General features: G+C 61.4%; 21 protein-coding genes and 1 tRNA gene. 13 read left to right on the top strand and 9 right to left on the bottom strand.

The features are described 5' to 3' along the window. The 4 genes from WAO69_RS13985 to WAO69_RS13970 all read left to right on the top strand — a co-directional run. Positions 1-564, top strand: a 564-nt coding sequence (locus WAO69_RS13985; protein WP_422180172.1) for an ABC transporter substrate-binding protein, incomplete at its 5' end; no start/stop codon positions are given. Positions 565-646: 82 nt separating this feature from the next. Further along, positions 647-1072 (top strand): nuclear transport factor 2 family protein, encoded by a 426-nt coding sequence (locus tag WAO69_RS13980; RefSeq protein ID WP_422180170.1) that lies wholly within the window; start codon positions 647-649, stop codon positions 1070-1072. Beyond that, entirely contained in the window at positions 1069-1962 is an 894-nt protein-coding gene (locus tag WAO69_RS13975) for a polysaccharide deacetylase family protein (RefSeq protein WP_422180168.1), read from the top strand. The genes WAO69_RS13980 and WAO69_RS13975 overlap by 4 nt, the downstream gene beginning before the upstream one ends. Positions 1963-2067: 105 nt before the next feature. Further along, positions 2068-2310, top strand: coding sequence for an HGGxSTG domain-containing protein (locus tag WAO69_RS13970; RefSeq protein WP_422180166.1), 243 nt, complete (start codon positions 2068-2070; stop codon positions 2308-2310). A 34-nt stretch (positions 2311-2344) separates the two neighbouring features. Here WAO69_RS13970 and WAO69_RS13965 read toward each other — a convergent pair. Both WAO69_RS13965 and WAO69_RS13960 read right to left on the bottom strand, forming a co-directional pair. Then, positions 2345-2431, bottom strand: a tRNA-Leu gene (locus WAO69_RS13965). Between the two features lie 132 nt (positions 2432-2563). Next, complete coding sequence (locus tag WAO69_RS13960; protein WP_422180164.1) at positions 2564-3766, bottom strand: peptidoglycan-binding domain-containing protein; 1203 nt, start codon at positions 3764-3766, stop codon at positions 2564-2566. A gap of 57 nt (positions 3767-3823) precedes the next feature. On the opposite strand from WAO69_RS13960, the gene lipB reads away from it, so the two are divergent. Beyond that, positions 3824-4543: a lipoyl(octanoyl) transferase LipB gene (lipB, locus tag WAO69_RS13955; protein ID WP_422180163.1), complete on the top strand. Its 720-nt coding sequence runs from the start codon at positions 3824-3826 to the stop codon at positions 4541-4543. Positions 4544-4553: 10 nt separating this feature from the next. Here the strand turns inward: lipB and WAO69_RS13950 are convergent, their stop codons facing one another. Beyond that, positions 4554-4973 (bottom strand): HIT family protein, encoded by a 420-nt coding sequence (locus WAO69_RS13950; protein WP_422180161.1) that lies wholly within the window; start codon positions 4971-4973, stop codon positions 4554-4556. Between the two features lie 276 nt (positions 4974-5249). Between WAO69_RS13950 and ctaD the strand changes: the two genes are divergently transcribed. After that, positions 5250-6923: a cytochrome c oxidase subunit I gene (ctaD, locus tag WAO69_RS13945; protein WP_422180159.1), complete on the top strand. Its 1674-nt coding sequence runs from the start codon at positions 5250-5252 to the stop codon at positions 6921-6923. 75 nt (positions 6924-6998) lie between these two features. Here ctaD and WAO69_RS13940 read toward each other — a convergent pair whose 3' ends face one another. Next, positions 6999-7976 carry a Hint domain-containing protein gene (locus WAO69_RS13940; protein WP_422180157.1) on the bottom strand — a complete coding sequence of 326 codons (978 nt, stop codon included), beginning with the start codon at positions 7974-7976 and terminating at the stop codon, positions 6999-7001. 168 nt (positions 7977-8144) lie between these two features. Between WAO69_RS13940 and WAO69_RS13935 the strand changes: the two genes are divergently transcribed. Beyond that, positions 8145-8633, top strand: coding sequence for a DUF2244 domain-containing protein (locus WAO69_RS13935; RefSeq protein WP_422180155.1), 489 nt, complete (start codon positions 8145-8147; stop codon positions 8631-8633). 10 nt (positions 8634-8643) lie between these two features. Here the strand turns inward: WAO69_RS13935 and WAO69_RS13930 are convergent, their stop codons facing one another. Then, the gene (locus tag WAO69_RS13930; protein WP_422180153.1) at positions 8644-9108 is read right to left on the bottom strand and encodes a GatB/YqeY domain-containing protein; all 465 of its coding nucleotides are present in this window, start codon (positions 9106-9108) and stop codon (positions 8644-8646) included. Between the two features lie 186 nt (positions 9109-9294). On the opposite strand from WAO69_RS13930, the gene carA reads away from it, so the two are divergent. Beyond that, a complete protein-coding gene (gene carA / locus WAO69_RS13925; RefSeq protein ID WP_422180151.1) occupies positions 9295-10452 on the top strand; it encodes a glutamine-hydrolyzing carbamoyl-phosphate synthase small subunit in 1158 nt (385 codons plus the stop codon). Between the two features lie 78 nt (positions 10453-10530). Further along, complete coding sequence (locus tag WAO69_RS13920; RefSeq protein ID WP_422180149.1) at positions 10531-12414, top strand: glycosyltransferase family 2 protein; 1884 nt, start codon at positions 10531-10533, stop codon at positions 12412-12414. 14 nt (positions 12415-12428) lie between these two features. Here WAO69_RS13920 and WAO69_RS13915 read toward each other — a convergent pair whose 3' ends face one another. Beyond that, on the bottom strand, positions 12429-13070 hold the full coding sequence (locus WAO69_RS13915) for a GntR family transcriptional regulator (RefSeq protein ID WP_422180146.1): 642 nt from the start codon (positions 13068-13070) through the stop codon (positions 12429-12431). Positions 13071-13173: 103 nt separating this feature from the next. Here WAO69_RS13915 and WAO69_RS13910 point away from each other — a divergent pair, with 103 nt between their 5' ends. The 3 genes from WAO69_RS13910 (at position 13174) to WAO69_RS13900 (ending at position 15424) form a co-directional block, all read left to right on the top strand. Beyond that, on the top strand, positions 13174-13818 hold the full coding sequence (locus tag WAO69_RS13910; protein WP_422180144.1) for a pyrimidine 5'-nucleotidase: 645 nt from the start codon (positions 13174-13176) through the stop codon (positions 13816-13818). A gap of 86 nt (positions 13819-13904) precedes the next feature. After that, positions 13905-14153 (top strand): hypothetical protein, encoded by a 249-nt coding sequence (locus tag WAO69_RS13905; protein ID WP_422180142.1) that lies wholly within the window; start codon positions 13905-13907, stop codon positions 14151-14153. 74 nt (positions 14154-14227) lie between these two features. Next, complete coding sequence (locus WAO69_RS13900) at positions 14228-15424, top strand: UbiH/UbiF family hydroxylase (protein WP_422180140.1); 1197 nt, start codon at positions 14228-14230, stop codon at positions 15422-15424. 62 nt (positions 15425-15486) lie between these two features. On the opposite strand, the gene WAO69_RS13895 is transcribed toward WAO69_RS13900, so the two are convergent. From WAO69_RS13895 to WAO69_RS13885, 3 genes are all read right to left on the bottom strand, one after another. After that, entirely contained in the window at positions 15487-16614 is a 1128-nt protein-coding gene (locus WAO69_RS13895; protein ID WP_422180138.1) for an aminotransferase class V-fold PLP-dependent enzyme, read from the bottom strand. Between the two features lie 127 nt (positions 16615-16741). After that, positions 16742-17200, bottom strand: coding sequence for an Lrp/AsnC family transcriptional regulator (locus WAO69_RS13890; RefSeq protein WP_422180136.1), 459 nt, complete (start codon positions 17198-17200; stop codon positions 16742-16744). Further along, positions 17197-17652: an Lrp/AsnC family transcriptional regulator gene (locus WAO69_RS13885; protein WP_422180134.1), complete on the bottom strand. Its 456-nt coding sequence runs from the start codon at positions 17650-17652 to the stop codon at positions 17197-17199. Before WAO69_RS13885 ends, WAO69_RS13890 begins: the two co-directional genes overlap by 4 nt. Positions 17653-17786: 134 nt before the next feature. Between WAO69_RS13885 and ilvC the strand changes: the two genes are divergently transcribed. Beyond that, positions 17787-18809, top strand: coding sequence for a ketol-acid reductoisomerase (ilvC, locus tag WAO69_RS13880; protein WP_422180132.1), 1023 nt, complete (start codon positions 17787-17789; stop codon positions 18807-18809). Positions 18810-19043: the final 234 nt, after the last annotated feature.

The raw sequence follows: 19043 nt of genomic DNA, 5'->3' as shown, positions 1-19043 counted from the left end.
GGCAGGACAAGACAGGTGCTTACCGTGACAGGGTTCATGCGCTGCTGGCTCAGGTCGGCCTGCAGGGGTTCGCCAACCATTACCTTCACCGTGTCCAGCTGGTTCAACCTGATCGCCAACCGCAAGGATCCGGCGGAAGACTTCACCTGGCTGAACTATGAAGATTACGGTATGGACCTCTATTCAAACGGCATGATGGTCTCTCGTGAATTGCTGGCCGAAAACCCCGAGGCCGTGGCGGGGCTCGTGCGCGCCGTGACCAAGGCGACCATGGAGATCACCAAGAACCAAGATGACGCGGTCGAAGCGATTGTGGCCTTCGACAACCTCGTCAACCCCGATCTTGAACGTGCCCGCCTCGAATTCGCGCTGACCAAGCTCATGAACCACCCCGAAACGGCGGAAACCGGTATCGGCGACTTGGTGGACGCCCGTCTGACCCGCTCCATCGCGCTGATTGCGGAAGGCTACGGTCTCGACACCCTGCCGGAGGCTTCCGAAATCTTCGACCGTTCCTTCTTGCCCCCGGTCGAAGAGCGCAAGCTCGAAGTCATCATCAACTGAACCAGACTGACGACGCCAGCATGCGCTCCGGACCGCTCCGGGGCGCATGTTTCGTCTCAGCACTCTGCCCAAAGGAGAAAGCATGGATATTCGCACTGATCCCGTCGCCGCCGCAAAAGCCATCGTGGAAGCCTATCTCGAGCGCTCGATGGTGCCCGACCCGGAAGGGGCTGCACACTATGTCGCCGACGGCCTCACCCTCACCTTCACGGGTGGGCGGCAGTTCTCCGCTCCAGCCGACTGCACGGCGTTCAATGCCAAGCGCTATGCGTGGGTGAAAAAGAAATTCCTGCGCACCGACGCAGCACTGGACCCGGAGAGCGGTGACGTGCATGTCTACAATACCGGCTACCTTTTCGGCGAGTGGAAGGATGGAAGCACGTTCGAGACCAACCGCTGTATCGACATTTTCGTCATCCGCGACGGAAAGATCGTCAGCACACAGGTCTGGAACGACAGCGCAGAGATCCTGCTCGACAAGGCCGGGCTTGCGGAGGCCCCTCTTTGACGAAACTGACGACCCACGGGCGCTACGACTACAGCGCCATCACCAACCGCCCGGACTATTCATGGCCGGGTGGCAAACGGCTGGCGTTGTATATTGGCCTCAACCTCGAACATTTCGCTTTCGGCGAAAGGCTCGGGGCTGAGCTTGCCCCGGGCGGGCCACAGCCGGACATCCTGAATTACGCGTGGCGCGATTACGGCAACCGGGTCGGCGCGTGGCGGATGCGGGACATGTTCGATGCCTTGGACATGCCGGTCAGCGTGCTCGCCAATTCCGCCATGTATGACTACGCCCCCGACCTGATGGCAGCCTACAGCGCGCGCGGGGATGAGGTGGTGGGCCATGGGCGCACCAATGCCGAACGACAAAGCGTGCTGCCGGAAGCCGATGAAGCTAACCTGATCGCGGAGGCGACCGAGGTGCTGACACAGGCCAACGGCACCCCACCCAAGGGCTGGCTGTCGCCCTGGATCGCTGAGAGCCATGCCACCCCGGACCTGCTGAAGGCAGCCGGTTACGGCTACACGTTGAATTGGGCTATGGACGATCAACCGGTCTGGATGCGCACAAAGCACGGTCCGCTCTTGTCCATTCCTTACCCGCAGGAGGCCAACGACATTCCGTCGATCGTGGCGCGCAAGGATGGCGCGCAGGCTTTTGCCGACATGGTGCGCGACAACTTCGATGAGATGCTGGAGCAATCGGTACATCAGCCGCTGGTCATGGGGATCGCGCTGCATCCCTATCTGGTCGGCCAGCCCTTTCGGCTGCGCGCGCTGCGCGGGGTCTTGCAGCATATTTGCAGCCATCGCGACGACATCTGGCTGACGCAAGCTGGCGATATCTTCGACTACTGCCTCAGCTGCGACGCCATCCCCAAGCCGGACTAGAAGGCCCCGCCAAGCCCGGCAGCCTCCGCCAGCGCGATCAGTTGCCGGTCCTGCAGCGGAGCACCGAACAAGCTCAGACCCACCGGGCCACCCTCGGGTGGTGTCATGTGTGGACGTATAGCCTATGGTCGCGTCGTCTGCGGTGCCAAGACCCGGAAGAGCCAGCCGTGCCGTTCCAAGTTCGAACCTGGGCGGGATAGGTGCCATTTTCACGGCGGCCTTAGCACTGGACCCAAGACGGACGAAGGTCGCGCGCGGATAGTGGCGGCACAGAAGGCTCGATGGGCGGCTTACCGTCAGAAAAACGGGGGATTAAATGGGGGATATAATTGCCATTATCCCGGATAACGTTCTGATTTTATAGAAATTTTTTTAAATTAGTTGGTGCGGTCGAGAGGACTCGAACCTCCACGGGTGTTACCCCACAGCGACCTCAACGCTGCGCGTCTACCAATTCCGCCACGACCGCACTGTCTGACTTGGTGTGACAGGCATGTAGCGAAGCCAAGGCACGAAGAAAAGAGGTTTTCTGACGTGGGATGCAAAAAACCGGCCTTTGGCAAAAGGCCGGTCTGATGCGCCTTTCACAGGCGTGGAGTGTTCAGTTCGACTGGGCGACAGCCTGCTGCAGCAGGGCAGTACGACCCGGCTCTCCGGGATTGAAGACAGGCACAACGCCGCCCGAAAGCGCGTTGAAGCTGCGATCGAACCACTCATTGGCCATCGCCCGGGAAGGCGCAACGCCATAGCCACGCATCAGGTGGTGGCCCACAAGCTCGGCGTAAGCCCCCTCGCCCACACCGACAAGCAGCAAGGCCGAGCCAAGCGCCACGGACATGTTGTCCGTGCGATAGCCCACGCCAAGGCAGATTTTGCCTGTGCCGCGCAGCTGATCCAGTGACATGCCGGTCGAAGAGATGAACGCTTGTACCTCCTGATTGACATTGGCCTGGGACGTCGAAGGAAGCTGGGTCACATAGCTTGCCATCGTCGGAGCAAGGCCTTCGCATTGTTGGGCGATCTGATCCGGGGTAAGACCCGGAACCTGCGCCGCCAGACGCTGGCTGTTTTCAATGGCATAGGTGCGGGCAAGGCAGAACTGCTCATTCAGCACCAGATCGGGATCCGTCATGGTTGCGGCATTGGTATAGCCGCCATTGCTGGTTGTGACCAAAGAAACCGAGTTACAATGCGCCGCAAGCGATGTCGTCAGCGGCAAGGCCTGGAAGTTGGGCAGGCCGGTTGCGCTGCTGGCCGCCGTCACCCCCAGATTCGGCAGAGCCGCGGCCGTTTGCGGCAGGGTCTGAGTCGTCCCCCCGGCAAGCTCGGTGCGATAGGTCTTGAGCAGGCCGCGCGCACCATCCGGATGGGTCGCCATCTGCTGGGTCACCTCAAAGCTGCCAAGCTGGGCACGGTTATAGGATGTCAGCAGGATGTCCTCTTCCAGAACGGTCAACTGGCCGGTGGCAGGATAGCCCATATAGACCTGATAGCGCGCGACCGCTTCACGCGATCTGCGACCAAGCTGTCCGTCCACGCCCCCAGCATTGAAGCCGAAATAGTTGAGCGAGGACTGAATCTCGCGCCCCTGTGTGGTCGAGGGGATCGTGCTGCGCGCGCTGGATCTGGTTGTGGTGGTTGTCTGGGTCTTCTTGCGCTGGGACTCCTTGGTCAGCGCATGGCCCACCACTCCGCCGATCAGCGCGCCGGCGACGAAATCGCCCGCGTCTGCGGCAGCTTTGGACGCAGGTGAAAACGCCAGGGCAGCGGCGACAAGGGCTGTTGAAACGGTTTTTGAAAGCATGGCAATTCTCCCTAAAGAAACGAGTATACCACAGTTTGGCACACGAATCGCATTACCATGCAGGTGATTGCGGGCACGCTTCGGCAGGAAACAGCGCAAAGGGCAAATCAACAGATGGTCGACTGGATCGTCACAGACGGGTTAACCCCCTATGAAGACGCGGTTTTCTTCATGGAAAAGCGGGTGGCCGAGATCCATGCAGGGCAGGCCAATGAAGCCATCTGGTTGCTCGAACATCCGCCGCTCTACACCGCCGGAACCAGCGCAAAGCCCGCCGATCTGACCGATCCCGACCGATTCCCTGTCTACGAGGCCCATCGCGGCGGGCAATACACCTATCACGGTCCGGGCCAGCGCGTGGTCTATGTCATGCTCGATCTCAACCGGCGCGGACGGGACGTGCGCGCCTTTGTCGCCGCCCTGGAAGGCTGGGTGATCGACACGCTGGGTCAGTTCGGACTGACAGGGCATGTGCGCCCCGGCCGCGTCGGTGTCTGGATCGAGCGCCCCGAGCGCCCTCCCCTCTCCGATGGCCGCATGGCCGAGGACAAGATAGCGGCCATCGGTATCCGCTTGCGCCGCTGGATCAGTTTTCACGGGCTCTCGATCAATGTCGAACCCGAGCTTGAGCATTTTTCCGGAATCATCCCCTGCGGAATCACCGATTACGGCGTGACCAGTCTTGTCGATCTTGGCCTGCCGGTCACGATGGATGATCTGGATGTCGCGCTCAAAACCTCGTTCGAGGCCCGCATGGGCCGCAATGCCCCCGCCTGAGTCCCCGGTTTCAGCCCAGCGCCGCGCGGATCTTCTCGGCATGGGCCTGCAGCACATCCATCTCGGCCATGGTGCCGGGTGGGCGCATGCTTAGCCCGGCATGGCGCGGTAAAACGTGGAAATGCAGATGAAATACCTCCTGACCGCCTGCCGCCTCGTTGAATTGCTGAAGCGTCACGCCATCCGCGTCAAACGCCGACATCACCGCGTGGGACATGATCTGGACGGTCTTGATCACCGCGGCCAATTGCTCGGGTGTGGCATCCAGAACGTTGCGACAGGGCGATTTGGGAATCACCAGGCAATGACCATCGGCGCGGGGCATGATGTCCATGAAACACAGCGTGTCCTCGTCCTCGTAAAGACGGATCGCCGGGATCTCGCCGCGCAGAATCTTGGCAAAGATGTTGTCTGTGTCATACGCGCTCATGCCTGGCCCCTTGGTGCTGTGCTGGTTCCAACCTTTTGAGGCGATGCGCCTTGGGCGTCAAGCACAGCCGCGCCCTGGGCCAGGATGAACAGGTTGCGCGGCCTTCTGGTTGCCCCGCCTCGGTGCGCGCGAGCTTCCAAGGGGGTGCGGCCATTTATCTTGGTCAAGTTGGACATCGCCCATTGAAGGGCCTGCTCTGACATTCTAGAACGGCTGCCAATGACTTGTGCGTGAGGGAACCCGTGCAAGTAACTCATCTAGCAGGAGGCTACCAAAATGGCAGACGCAGCCATTCACGGCCATGAGCACGAAGACCAGCGCGGCTTTTTCACGCGATGGTTCATGTCGACCAACCACAAGGACATCGGGATTCTCTACCTGATCACGTCTGCACTGGTTGGTTTCGTGGCCGTGGCATTCACCGTTTACATGCGGCTCGAACTTATGGAACCCGGCGTTCAGTACATGTGTCTTGAGGGCGCGCGCCTGATCGCGGACGCTTCAAGCGAATGTACGCCCAACGGGCATTTGTGGAACGTTCTGATCACCGGACACGGCATCCTGATGATGTTCTTCGTGGTGATTCCGGCCTTGTTCGGGGGCTTCGGCAACTATTTCATGCCGCTTCAGATCGGTGCGCCTGACATGGCCTTCCCGCGGATGAACAACCTCAGCTACTGGCTCTATGTCGCCGGCACATCGCTGGCGGTTGCGTCGATCCTGGCTCCGGGTGGCAATGGCCAGATGGGCTCGGGTGTGGGTTGGGTTCTGTATCCGCCCCTGTCGACCAACGAATCCGGCTGGTCCATGGACCTGGCGATCTTTGCCGTGCACGTCTCGGGCGCCAGCTCGATCCTGGGCGCGATCAACATGATCACCACGTTCCTGAACATGCGCGCTCCGGGCATGACCCTGTTCAAGGTGCCACTGTTTTCCTGGTCGATCTTCGTGACGTCCTGGCTGATCCTTCTGGCGCTGCCGGTACTGGCGGGTGCCATCACCATGCTGCTGATGGATCGTAACTTTGGCTTTACGTTCTTTGATCCGGCCGGTGGCGGGGACCCCGTACTGTATCAGCACATTCTGTGGTTCTTCGGTCACCCCGAGGTGTATATCATCGTTCTGCCCGGCTTTGGCATCATCAGCCACGTGATCGCGACCTTCTCACGCAAGCCCATCTTCGGCTATCTGCCGATGGTCTGGGCGATCATCGCGATCGGCGCACTGGGCTTTGTCGTCTGGGCGCACCACATGTACACGGTCGGCATGTCGCTGAACCAGCAAGCCTACTTCATGCTGGCCACGATGGTGATCGCCGTGCCCACAGGGGTGAAGGTGTTCAGCTGGATCGCCACGATGTGGGGCGGCTCCATCGAGTTCAAGACACCCATGCTCTGGGCCTTCGGCTTCCTGTTCCTGTTCACCGTTGGTGGCGTCACAGGCATCGTGCTGTCGCAGGCGGCTGTGGACCGGTATTATCACGACACCTATTACGTGGTTGCACACTTCCACTATGTGATGAGCCTTGGTGCGGTCTTCGCGATCTTTGCAGGTATCTACTTCTACCTGCCCAAGATGTCCGGCCGGATGTATCCCGAATGGGCAGGCAAGCTGCACTTCTGGTCAATGTTCATCGGTTCCAACCTGACGTTCTTCCCGCAGCACTTCCTGGGTCGTCAGGGCATGCCACGCCGCTATATCGACTATCCCGAGGCCTATGCGCTCTGGAACTACTGGTCGTCGATTGGCGCGTTCCTGGCCTTTGCGTCGTTCCTGTTCTTCTTCGGTGTCATGGCCTACACGCTGTTGCGCGGGGCCCGCGTCACCGAGAACAACCCCTGGAACGAATACGCCGATACGCTGGAATGGACCCTGCCAAGCCCTCCGCCCGAACACACGTTCGAGCAGCTTCCAAAGCGGGAAGACTGGGATATCAAGCACGCGCATTAAGCGAATGACAGACCAAGACAAGGCCCCGGCACACCGCCGGGGCCTTTTTCGTTGGCCAAGGCCCCAGCGGGTGTCTCAGACCAAAGCATCCGCCCGGCGCGCATCGCAGGACAGCCCCAACAGGATCCGCGCCTCCAAATAGGTCAGAACCGGACGCGCGGTGCGATCGTGGCAGATCGCGCTTTCCTCGCCATTGGGGAGGATGCAGATATCCTCTCCCAGACGATCCGCGGCGACGGGGCCCACGAACAGGCTTTCGCACAGCGCGGCTTCGGCAATCAGCAGGTGATGCTGATCCAGCAGCAGATGCACATATGTAACCGCCATGCAGGGCGCGATCCGCACACCGGCCATCCCCACAAAGGCGCGGGCCGGCACCAGGACATCCGGGCATCCAAACAACAGTTCCGCCCGGCTGGAGGATATCAACACGCGGTGCTGCCGAGACAGGCGGAGCGGTGCCGCGTTGCCGATGCTGCCGGCCTCGAACAGGATCGGAGCGGCTGCGCCCTGCCCGACCACACGGCGCCGCGCGACCCAGCGCAGCACTCGGGGGCCTGCGTCCCGAGTCAGCACCCGGTGTCCCGGTTGCAGGCTCCCAACCGGCATCAACCCATAAGGCGTTGCGACGCGCACCTCGGCGGCGAAACAGACATAGCCATGGGTATAGGCCTGCTGCTGATCCGAGGTGAAGAAGCTGGCCCGCCCCCCGACGCTTTCATACCAGCTCTGGAGATCGAAATCCGGGGTCCAGAGCACAAAGGCAGGATCGCCATTCTGATCTGTGCCGGAAAAGCCGATGATCCCCCCTTCGGCCACCGCATCGCTGCGCACGACTTCGGCATCAGAAATCGCGCCGCCTGCCCAGGCGATGTCATAGGTATCCCCGATCTCGAACAGACGCGGCTCCGGATCGCCCGGCTTGGCAGTGATCACCAGCCCCACCGAGGCAGCAGGCGGCCCATCAAAAGGAGTCGTCGGTCCGGTCGGGTTCGCATTCGACCCGGTGGACGTCACGAATTGTCGATCTTCTGCATTGAACTGAAGGGTCATTGGCCTCTATCCCATGGGCCAAGACTGCCCCAAGCGAACTTAAGGCCGGGTTTCACTCAACAGCTTGTTTCCAAGGAATTTTCACCAATTTTTCGCGAGCTCGCCAAAGCGGCGTTTTGCCACTCGACAGCTTTCAGGCAGGTGCTAGAAACAACATCAGGAAACATCATGCCCTATAACTGGATCGCATCACAAACGCGCCCGGACGCGCAGGAATTGCACCTTTGGCCGCATCAGTCTCTGGCGCCAAAGGGCTTTGTGCTGTTCATCGGCGTGACCTTCGGGATGTTGCTGATACCGCTCTTGCCGTTGCTTGGCTCGGTCGTGCTCTGGGGAATCCTGCCGTTCCTGATGGCTGCACTGGCCGGGATCTGGCTGGCGCTCAACCGCTCGCGGCGCAACGCCCAGATCATGGAAGTGCTGACCCTGTCGGACGAAAGGGCGCATCTGCTGCGGCGCAATCCGCGCGGAGACGTTCTGGAATGGGATTGCAACCGGTACTGGGCCAAACCGTCGATGCACGAGAAAGACGGCCCCGTGCCCCATTATGTGACCCTGTCCGGCAATGGCCGCGAGGTCGAAATCGGAGCGTTCCTGTCCGAAGACGAACGCGTGGCACTTTTCAACGAACTGAGCCGCGCGCTGCGGCAGGCCTAGGCGCGACGCCCTAGCCCGCGCAAAGCCGGTCCTTGACCATCGGGCCGACCAGACCGAAATCCATTTGCCCAGTATAGGCCGATTTCAACGCGCCCATGACCTTGCCCATGTCGCGGATCGAATCCGCGCCGCTGTCGGAAATGGCTGCATCAATGGCCGCAATGACCTCTTCTTCGCTCAGCTGACGCGGCAGGAACTCTTCGATGATCTCGATCTCGCTGCGCTCCCGCTCGGCAAGGTCCACACGCCCGCCCTCTTCATAGGCGCGCGCGCTCTCTTGCCGCTGCTTGGTCATTTTTCCAAGGATCGCAAGGACTTCGGCATCGCTGACACTGCCCTCATCGCCGCTGCCGCGGGCTTCGATATCCTTGTCCTTGATGGCCGCATTGATCAGGCGCAGGGTCGACAGACGATCCGCGGCCTTGTCCTTCATCGCCTGTTTCAGGGCCGTGCTGACCCGAGTGCGCATGTCCATAAGTCTCGCTCCATCCCCTGGATCGTGAATGCGCGACCATAGCGAATGAAAAAGCACAGTTCAACCAATGGTGACACCACGTAAGTATTTGTTTTTGCTTGATCTACCAATATTTCAGCAGACTTGACCTTGCCCCATGCGTCGCCCTATACCTGCGCAGATTTGCGTCCAGAGGAGAGTGCTGCCATGGCTCCCGCCGCCCAAACCAAACCCACCGCCTGCCTGGCGCTCGCCGATGGGACCCTGTTTTACGGGGTCGGATTTGGTGCTACCGGCCAGACCGTGGCCGAACTTTGCTTCAACACGGCGATGACGGGGTACCAGGAGATCATGACCGATCCCTCCTATGCCGGGCAGATCGTGACCTTCACATTCCCGCATATCGGCAACACCGGCGTAAACCCCGATGACGATGAAACCGCAGACCCCGTCGCCGCCGGCATGGTGGTGAAATGGGACCCGACACAGCCCTCGAACTGGCGCGCCACGGAAGAGCTGAAAAGCTGGCTGGAACGGCGCGGACGCATTGCGATCGGTGGCATCGACACCCGGCGTCTGACCCGCGCGATCCGCCAGCAGGGTGCGCCCCATGCCGCCCTGGCCCATGACCCCGAGGGCAATTTCGACATAGCAGCACTTGTAGCTGCCGCACGCGGCTTTGCCGGTCTGGAAGGCATGGATCTGGCCAAGGATGTCACTTGTGCGCAATCCTATCGCTGGGATGAAATGCGCTGGGCCTGGCCCGAGGGTTACACCCGGCAGAGCGAACCCAAATTCAAGGTCGTCGCCATCGACTATGGCGCGAAACGCAACATCCTGCGCTGCCTCGCAAGTGCGGGCTGCGATGTGACCGTTCTGCCCGCCAGCGCCACGGCCGCGGATGTGATGTCTCACCAGCCGGACGGCTTGTTTCTGTCCAACGGTCCGGGCGATCCGGCAGCCACCGGGGCCTATGCCGTGCCGATGATCCGCGAGGTGCTGGATCAAAGCGACATGCCGGTTTTTGGTATCTGTCTGGGACACCAGATGCTCGCCCTCGCTCTGGGCGCGCGCACGGTCAAGATGAACCACGGCCATCACGGGGCCAACCATCCGGTCAAGGACATGGAGACCGGCAAGGTCGAAATCACCTCGATGAACCACGGTTTTGCCGTGGATGCACAGACGCTGCCCGAAGGGGTCGTGGAAACGCATCGCTCGCTGTTTGACGGGTCGAACTGCGGGATCCGCATGACTGACCGCCCGGTTTATTCGGTGCAGTACCACCCCGAGGCATCACCCGGCCCACAGGACAGTTTCTATCTGTTCGAGCGGTTTGCCGAGGCAATGGCCGCGCGCGCATAAATTCTTCGGGGCGAATTTTACGCTTCATTAACCAAGACTTGGCATGGCTGTTTCAGAGATTATCTGAGGCAGCACATCATGAGCGACGCGCGGCTGAACCTGCACGCTCCGACCCGACCGGATGCAGACGACCGCCTCAGGCGGCCACTGGGTCGTCACCTGGTCGAGACCGGCAAGATCAACGCCGCTCAGCTGATCCATGCGCTTGAGCTTCAAGAGGATATAGAAGCCCCCCTGGGCGAGATCCTGATGTCACAAGGGTTGATTTCGCAAGGCGATATCATGCAGGCGGTGGCTGCGCAGAATGCGCTTTACGAGGTCGACCTGCTGCGCGAGCCGGCGGATGCAACGCTGGCCGAGCTTGCGCATCGCTCGATCTGGCTGCGCCATGCCTGCCTGCCCTGGGTCCGGCTGGGCAACACCGTGCTGATCGCCTGCGAACGTCCTGACCGGATCGAGGCACTCAGGGCCGACCTGCCCGCCGGTTTCCCCGAAATCATCGCCGTGGTGGCAAAGCATCAACAGATCGTCGACGCGCTTGCGCACACTTTTCGACCTGAGTTGACGGCATTCGCGCAAACCCGCACCGCGCCGGAATTCAGCTGCCGTCACTGGACAGCCTTTGGCCCGGCGAAAATTGCAGCGATCGCTCTGATCCTGTGCCTTTTGGCAACTGCGTCGCTCCTGGCACCACAGGTCACTATCTCGGCGCTCAGTGTGCTGGCGGTGGTCTGTCTGTTCCTGATCACCCTGCTGAAACTCTCGGCCGGGCTGACCCAATTGGCCCATCAGGTGCATGCAACACCCCCCGCCCCGCACATCAGCGCGGGGCGCTGGCCGCGCATCTCGATCATGGTACCTCTCTTTCGTGAAACCGAAGTGGCCGGGGCCCTGGTGCGACGACTGCAAAGGCTGACCTATCCCAAGGTGCTGCTTGATGTGATCCTGGTGCTTGAGGAAAAGGACACCCTCACCCGCGAAACACTTGCGGCCTGTGATCTTCCGGCATGGATGCGGGTGGTCGAGGTTCCGGACGGCGGCGGCATCACCACCAAGCCGCGCGCGCTGAACTATGCGCTGGATTTCTGCCGAGGCGAGTTCATCGGGATCTGGGATGCCGAAGACGCCCCCGCCCCTGATCAGCTCCAGCATGTGGCCGCCCATTTCGCGCGTGCCGCGCCGGATGTCGCCTGTCTGCAGGGGATATTGGATTACTACAATCCGCGCGCGAACTGGATCTCGCGCTGTTTCACCATCGAATATGCAAGCTGGTTCCGGGTGATCCTGCCGGGTCTTGCACGCCTTGGGCTGGTCATCCCGCTGGGCGGCACCACCCTGTTTCTCAGGCGTGACAAGATCCACGAGATGGGCGGGTGGGATGCCCATAATGTCACCGAGGACGCAGATCTGGGCGTGCGCATCGCGCGCTTTGGCTATCGCACCGAAGTCATAGGAACCGCGACCCACGAAGAAGCCAATTGCCGGCCCTGGCACTGGGTCAAGCAACGCTCTCGCTGGCTCAAGGGTTTCATGGTGACCTATTGCGTGCATATGCGCCATCCGCGCCGCCTGCTGGCGGATCTGGGCTGGAAGAGGTTCCTGGGCTTTCAGGCCTTCTTTGTCGGCACGCTGTCCCAGTTCCTGCTGGCTCCGGTACTGTGGACCTTCTGGCTGCATATGCTGGCCCTGCCCCATGCGACCCTGACGGCCTTTGGCGGCGATCTTCTGATGCTGGTGGGGGCGTTGTTCATCACCACGGAACTGGTCAATCTGGGGATCGCGCTGTTTGCGGTCTCGGGGCCCCGGCACCGCTTCCTGATCCCCTGGACCCTGACGATGCCGCTTTATTTTCCGCTGGGCGCTCTGGCCAGTTACAAGGCGCTTTATGAACTGCTGGTCAAACCGTTCTACTGGGACAAGACCCAGCACGGACAATCCCATCCGGATGCCAAAGCCCCTTGAGGGCGACCTCGGGACTAGCGGCGATCCGCATCCTGCTGAAGCCGCGTCATGAAGGCGATCGAGATATGATCGCGCAGCGCCTTGTCGGCAGCCTCTTCGTCGCGCGCCTCGATGGCCTTGACGATGCCGTCATGCTCTTCCTGTGCGATTTGTCCGCGTCCTTGCGCCGCCAGCGAGGTGGTGGCCATCAGCGCCATGGTGCGGTGCACCAGATCAAGCTGCTGCACCAGATAGCGGTTGTGCGAGGCCAGATGAATCTGCTTGTGAAACCGCCGGTTGGCCCGCGACAGCGCCACAGGATCGTTCACCAGTGCATCATCGACAATCACCATCTCGCGCAGCAGACGTATCTCTTCGGGCGTGGCATGGCGCGCGGCGAGCCGCGCAGCCAGGCCCTCCAGCTCACGGCGCACGATATACAGCTCGGACATCTGGTTGTGATCCAGCGACGCCACGATCAGCGAACGCCCATCCCGCTCCAGAAGGGATTGCGTCTCGAGCCGTTGCAGGGCTTCGCGGATCGGCGTGCGGGACATGCCGAACTTGTCGGCCAGATCGCTTTCCACCAGACGATCACCGGGTTTGTAATCCCCGACATCAATCGCTTCGAGGATCATGCTGTAGGCGTCGGTCTGGATGGGCTGTCTCTGTGTCATCGTCATGCAAATTTGTCTCTGGATGCACCTGTTTAGCCCTTGCCCGGCTTTTCAATCAAGCCCGTGATTGAAAAAGGATCGCGCAGGCTCTAGGACCCGATGGATGGTAAAAGATACGTTTTCACATGTCTCGCAATGGGTGTTCGATCTGGACAACACCCTTTATCCTCCCCGCGCGCGGCTGTTTGATCAGATCGAGGTCAAGATGACCCAGTTCGTCATGGACGCGCTCAAGGTCGAACGCTCCGAAGCGGATCGCCTGCGCAACCACTACTGGAAGCTCTATGGCACCACACTGGCGGGATTGATGCGCGAGCATCAGGTCGACCCGGCCCCCTATCTGCTGGATGTGCATGACATCTCGCTTGACCATCTCGAAGTCGATGCCGATCTGGCCGCCCATATCCGCGCCCTGCCCGGTCGGCGCATCGTCTATACCAACGGCACCGCCCCTTACGCCGAGCGCGTGCTTGCCGCACGGGGCCTGAGCGGTCTGTTCGATGCGGTCTATGGCGTGGAAGATGCAGGCTTTCGCCCCAAACCCGAACGCGCCGCCTTTGAAGAGATCTTTGCCAAGGACGGCATCACGCCCGCCAAAGCCGCGATGTTCGAGGATGACCCGCGCAACCTGGCCGCCCCGCACGAGATGGGCATGCGCACGGTTCACGTGGCCGAAGACCCGATCGAGGCGGACCATATCCATCACCACACCGATGACCTCACGTCGTTTCTGAAGATACTGACCTGATCCGTAAAGATTGCGACACTCTGGCCCTCCCCTTCGTGCAAATGGCGACTATCTGCTGCCCATCGCACCCCATAGGAGAGCCCGAGATGACCGGCGCCCATATCCCCGCCCGCCAACCTTTCTGGATGCGCCTGTTTCTGGCCATTCCGGTGATCGGATGGGTCGCGCGCGATCTGATGTTCGGCGACAAGGATACCATCTGGTATGCGCTGATCGCCTTCGTCAGCCTGTGGATGTCTGCGGCGCTGGTGTTTGGCCTGCCCGGTCTCTACCTGCCGGCCCTGGCGCTGGTGCCCTGCATGTTCGTGCTGCTGGTGGTCTACGCCTGGGGCTGATGGATCAGGCGTCAGGATGTCGCTTGGCCTTGCTCCCGTCAGCGCCCTAGTTAGTTTGAACAGGAGGTAGGGACATGGATTTTGATTGCGACATCCTGATTTCAGGCGGCGGCGTTGCCGGTCTGACAGCCGCAGCCACCTTTGGCGCTGCGGGCTTTCGCGTGATCTGCGTTGATCCGACGCCCCCCGTCACCGAGCGCGACGCCGAGAATTCCGACCTGCGCACCACGGCGATCCTGCAACCCGCCCGCGCTCTGCTGGAGCAGAGCGGCCTCTGGGAGCGCTATGCCCCTTATGCGGCCCCGCTGCAGATCATGCGCATCGTGGATGCGGGCGGCGAAATCGCCGAACCCCGCGTGGTCCGGGAATTCAATGCCGCCGATATCTCGGACCAGCCCTTTGGATGGAACCTGCCCAACTGGCTGTTGCGCCGGGAACTGGTGGCGCGACTGGGCGACCTCGACACGGTCGATTTCCGCCCCGGCACCGGCACGCGCAGCCTGTTTACCCGCGAGGGCGAGGCCCGCGTGGGGCTGAGCGACGGCACGCGGCTCAGTGCGCGGCTTGTGATCGCCTGTGACGGACGCGGATCGCCCATGCGTGACGCCGCGGGCATCGACGTGCACACCAGGCGATACGGGCAAAAGGCGCTGGCCTTCGCGGTCACGCACCCGATCCCGCATGAGAATGTCTCGACCGAAATCCACCGCACCGGAGGACCGTTCACCCTGGTGCCGCTGCCCGATCACGAGGGCCGTCCGTCCTCGGCGGTGGTCTGGATGGAGGAAGGGCCCAAGGCGCAGGATCTTCTGGCCCTGGACACGGGCGCATTCGAGGCCGCCATGTCCGAGCGGTCCTGCCACCTGTTCGGCCCGCTGACGCTGGCCTCGCGCCGCACGATCTGGCCGATCATCAGTCAGGAGGCCGAACGTTTGTCCGGCGAACGCCTGGCGCTGATGGCCGAAGCCGCCCATGTCGTGCCCCCCATCGGCGCTCAGGGACTGAACATGTCACTGGCCGATCTGCGCTGCCTGCTGGATCTGGCCCGGGCGCGCCCCGAGGGTCTGGGGGATCGCGCGATGCTGGAGGCCTATCACCGCGCCCGTCACAACGATGTGCGGCTGCGGGTTCAGGGGATCGACCTGCTGAACCGCGCCTCGATGGTCAGCGCGCAGCCGTTGCGCGACCTGCGCGCCAAGGGGCTGGATGCGCTTTATGCGCTGGCACCGGTGCGCAAGACGCTGATGCAGATGGGTCTTGGTGTGCGCTGAATATCCGCGCCGGACCGGGGCGCTGCCCCGGACCTCGGGAATATTTCAGGCAAGATGAAGCCTCAGAGAACCTGGTCCACCACCCGGCGCAGGCGGGCCAGGGTGCCTTGGACATCATAGAGCTTGTCCAGACCGAAAAGGCCGATGCGGAAGCTGCGGTAGTCGTCAGGCTCGTCACATTGCAACGGCACGCCGGCGGCAATCTGCATGCCTTGGGCGGCGAATTTCTTGCCGGTCTGGATATCGGGATCCCGCGTGTAACACACCACGACACCCGGTGCGCCAAAGCCATCTGCGGCCACCGAGGTGATGCCCTTTTCGGCCATCATTGCGCGCACCGCATTGCCCAGTTCCCATTGGGCGGCCTTGAGTTTTTCAAAACCGTAGTCGCGGGTTTCGATCATGGTATCGCGAAAGGCGCGCAACGCATCCGTGGGCATCGTGGCGTGATAGGCATGCCCGCCGTCCTCATAGGTCTGCATGATCGCGCGCCATTTCTTCAGATCGATGGCAAAGCTGTCCGAAGTCGTGTCCTGCAGCCGCGCCTCGGCACGGTCGGACAACATCACAAGACCGGCGCAGGGCTGCGCGCTCCAGCCCTTTTGCGGGGCCGAGATCAGTACATCCACGCCCGTGGCTTTCATATCGACCCAGACACAGCCCGAGGCGATGCAATCCAGAACCATAAGCGCGCCCACCTCATGGGCGGCCTCGGCCATGGCGGTGATGTAGTCATCCGGCAGGATCACGCCGGCGCTGGTTTCCACATGGGGCGCAAAGACCACATCGGGTTTTTCCGATTGGATCGTGGCGATCACGTCTTCGATCGGGGCCGGGGCAAAGGGCGACTGGCTCTGGTTGCCGGATCTGCGCGCCTTGAGCACGCTTGTCGAGGCGGTCAGATCGCCGCTTTCGAAAATCTGGCTCCAGCGATAGGAAAACCAGCCGTTGCGCACCGCGAGCACCTTGGCCCCGCGCGCGAACTGGCGCGCGACGGCTTCCATGCCAAAGGTTCCGCCGCCGGGGATCACGGCCACACCATCGGCGTTATAGACCTCTTTGAGCATGTCGGAGATATCGGTCATCACCCCCTGAAACACCTTGGACATATGGTTCAGCGAGCGGTCGGTGAAGACGACCGAAAATTCTTCGAGCCCCTGCGGGTCAACGGTGTCGAGCAATGCGGCCATGGGGTATCCTTTCTAAACGTTGCTTCTGACTTAGCGCTGTGCAGGGCAATGGGCAAAGCCTACGTTGGTATGCAGACACATACCACCACTGAGGCGTGTTGCGGATGCGAAACCCCTGTCTCCGATACTAACCCAGGGGGCCGGGGCGACGCTCTTCACTCAGAAGCACATTGGCCTCGACCTCCCCGGCACCGGGCAGGGTCATGATGCGGCGGCGCAGGATGCGTTCGAAATCGGGTATATCGCGCGCCACCACGCGCAGGCGGTAATCATAAAGCCCAAGGACATGTTCCACGGTCTGCACTTCGGGGATGGCGCTGACGGCGGTTTCGAAATCCTGCAGGCTGACACGTCCCTTGGTGGCCAGTTTCACGCCCAGAAATACCGTCACGCCAAAGCCCAGCCTGTCGGCGTCCAGCTCAAGTCGGCGTCCCGACAGAATGCCGGTCTCGCGCAGCCGCTTGATCCGTCGCCACGCCACAGGCTGGGACACACCAAAGCGGCGCGCCAAGGCTCCGGCCGATTGCCGTGCATCCCGCGACAGGGCCGCCAGCAGCTTGCGGTCAAGCGCATCCAGATCGCTCATATCGGCAGGACCTCTTCGGATTTGATGCGCGCCACATGCATCAACGCTTCGATCTCAGCGATATGGGGCAGAGTCAGGATTCGGTCGCGATAGACCTGCTGGTAATGCGCCATGTCGCGCGCAATCACCGACAGGCGTACATCGACACGGCCCAGAAAGGTCTGGATTTCAAGCACTTCGGGCACCGCGCGGGCCGCCTCGACGAAGGCGTCGAACGCATTGCCCTGTGTCTTGTCCAATGTGAAGCGCAGCGAGACCTCGACGCCATAGCCCAGTTTCTGCCAGTCGATCCGCGCTGTGACCCCCTTGAGAATGCCGGTTTCCTCAAGCCGCGTGATCCGGCGCGCCACGCTTTGCGCACTCAGGCCGCAGCGCTCGGCCAGTTCAGACGGGCTGAGCGTGGGATCGGACTGCAGATAGCGCAGAATACGGCGATCTTCGTCTTTGAGCATGAAACTTCCATGAATATGATTAATCACGAATTGATTTATCAGTTTTGCTGGAAGATTCATACCCATCATGTCTGTTGCACGGCCACGGACAGGGATACACCCGCCCTCAGTCAGACACCCGAGAGGAGACCAACATGCGCGTGTATTATGACCGTGATTGCGACATCAACCTGATCAAGGACAAGAAAGTGGCCATTCTGGGCTATGGCAGCCAGGGCCATGCCCATGCGCTGAACCTGCGCGACAGCGGTGCCAAGAACCTTGTCGTGGCCCTGCGCGACGGTTCGGCCAGCGCCAAGAAAGCAGAAGGCGAAGGCCTCAAGGTCATGGGTATCGCCGAAGCGGCGGCCTGGGCCGACCTGATCATGTTCACCATGCCCGATGAACTGCAGGCCGAGACCTACAAGAAATACGTCCATGACAACATCCGCGAAGGTGCCGCGATTGCCTTTGCCCATGGTCTGAACGTGCATTTCGGCCTGATCGAGCCCAAAGCCGGTGTCGACGTGATCATGATGGCCCCCAAAGGCCCCGGTCACACCGTGCGCGGCGAATACACCAAAGGCGGCGGCGTGCCCTGCCTTGTGGCCGTTCACAACGATTCCTCGGGCAAAGCTCTGGAAATCGGCCTGTCTTATTGCTCGGCCATCGGTGGCGGCCGCTCGGGCATCATCGAGACGAACTTCCGCGAGGAATGCGAAACCGATCTGTTCGGTGAGCAGGCGGTCCTGTGTGGTGGTCTGGTCGAACTGATCCGTATGGGCTTTGAGACACTGGTCGAGGCCGGCTATGCGCCCGAGATGGCCTATTTCGAATGTCTGCACGAGGTCAAACTGATCGTCGATCTGATCTATGAAGGCGGTATCGCCAACATGAACTATTCGATCTCGAACACGGCCGAGTATGGCGAATATGTCTCTGGTCCACGCGTCCTGCCTTATGACGAGACCAAGGCACGCATGAAAGCCATCCTGACCGACATTCAGACCGGCAAATTCGTGCGCGACTTCATGACCGAAAACGCCGTTGGTCAGCCCTTCTTCAAGGGTACGCGCCGCATCAACGACGCGCATCAGATCGAAGCCGTGGGTGAAAACCTGCGCGGCATGATGCCGTGGATCTCTGCCGGCAAGATGGTCGACAAAGCCAAGAACTAAGCCCAAGCCGCTTGGAAAAGACGAACGGGGCACCAAAGCGGTGCCCCGTTTTCGTTTGGGATGTGCCGGCAACGTGCGATCCGGACATGCAGCGGACATCGCTGCCCGCTGCCTTGTGTCAGCTCATAGCGGGGTTGCGACGCATCAGCATATCAACGGGTTCAGCCGCCAGAACGCACTCCCGGCGCGCGACGGAAACTCAGGCCGCACCTGCGGTTCTGGACCATGGGCTAG

Origin of the sequence: Aestuariivita sp. (genome assembly GCF_049276915.1) — a bacterium.
Taxonomy (GTDB): Bacteria; Pseudomonadota; Alphaproteobacteria; order Rhodobacterales; family Rhodobacteraceae; genus Aestuariivita.
Note: the sequence above shows the minus strand (reverse complement) of the source record. Positions and strands in the feature narration are given on the sequence as shown.

Coding starts and splice junctions, on each gene's coding strand:
- WAO69_RS13950 (WP_422180161.1), bottom strand. CDS start 4,973: ATGAGCGCGTATGACACAGACAACATCTTTGCCAAGATTCTGCGCGGC.
- WAO69_RS13890 (WP_422180136.1), bottom strand. CDS start 17,200: ATGAGCGATCTGGATGCGCTTGACCGCAAGCTGCTGGCGGCCCTGTCG.
- WAO69_RS13980 (WP_422180170.1), top strand. CDS start 647: ATGGATATTCGCACTGATCCCGTCGCCGCCGCAAAAGCCATCGTGGAA.
- WAO69_RS13940 (WP_422180157.1), bottom strand. CDS start 7,976: ATGACCCTTCAGTTCAATGCAGAAGATCGACAATTCGTGACGTCCACC.
- WAO69_RS13935 (WP_422180155.1), top strand. CDS start 8,145: ATGCCCTATAACTGGATCGCATCACAAACGCGCCCGGACGCGCAGGAA.
- WAO69_RS13930 (WP_422180153.1), bottom strand. CDS start 9,108: ATGGACATGCGCACTCGGGTCAGCACGGCCCTGAAACAGGCGATGAAG.
- WAO69_RS13885 (WP_422180134.1), bottom strand. CDS start 17,652: ATGCTCAAAGACGAAGATCGCCGTATTCTGCGCTATCTGCAGTCCGAT.
- WAO69_RS13895 (WP_422180138.1), bottom strand. CDS start 16,614: ATGGCCGCATTGCTCGACACCGTTGACCCGCAGGGGCTCGAAGAATTT.
- ctaD (WP_422180159.1), top strand. CDS start 5,250: ATGGCAGACGCAGCCATTCACGGCCATGAGCACGAAGACCAGCGCGGC.
- WAO69_RS13915 (WP_422180146.1), bottom strand. CDS start 13,070: ATGACACAGAGACAGCCCATCCAGACCGACGCCTACAGCATGATCCTC.
- WAO69_RS13900 (WP_422180140.1), top strand. CDS start 14,228: ATGGATTTTGATTGCGACATCCTGATTTCAGGCGGCGGCGTTGCCGGT.
- ilvC (WP_422180132.1), top strand. CDS start 17,787: ATGCGCGTGTATTATGACCGTGATTGCGACATCAACCTGATCAAGGAC.
- WAO69_RS13905 (WP_422180142.1), top strand. CDS start 13,905: ATGACCGGCGCCCATATCCCCGCCCGCCAACCTTTCTGGATGCGCCTG.
- WAO69_RS13920 (WP_422180149.1), top strand. CDS start 10,531: ATGAGCGACGCGCGGCTGAACCTGCACGCTCCGACCCGACCGGATGCA.
- WAO69_RS13960 (WP_422180164.1), bottom strand. CDS start 3,766: ATGCTTTCAAAAACCGTTTCAACAGCCCTTGTCGCCGCTGCCCTGGCG.
- carA (WP_422180151.1), top strand. CDS start 9,295: ATGGCTCCCGCCGCCCAAACCAAACCCACCGCCTGCCTGGCGCTCGCC.
- WAO69_RS13970 (WP_422180166.1), top strand. CDS start 2,068: ATGTGTGGACGTATAGCCTATGGTCGCGTCGTCTGCGGTGCCAAGACC.
- WAO69_RS13910 (WP_422180144.1), top strand. CDS start 13,174: ATGGTAAAAGATACGTTTTCACATGTCTCGCAATGGGTGTTCGATCTG.
- lipB (WP_422180163.1), top strand. CDS start 3,824: ATGCAGGTGATTGCGGGCACGCTTCGGCAGGAAACAGCGCAAAGGGCA.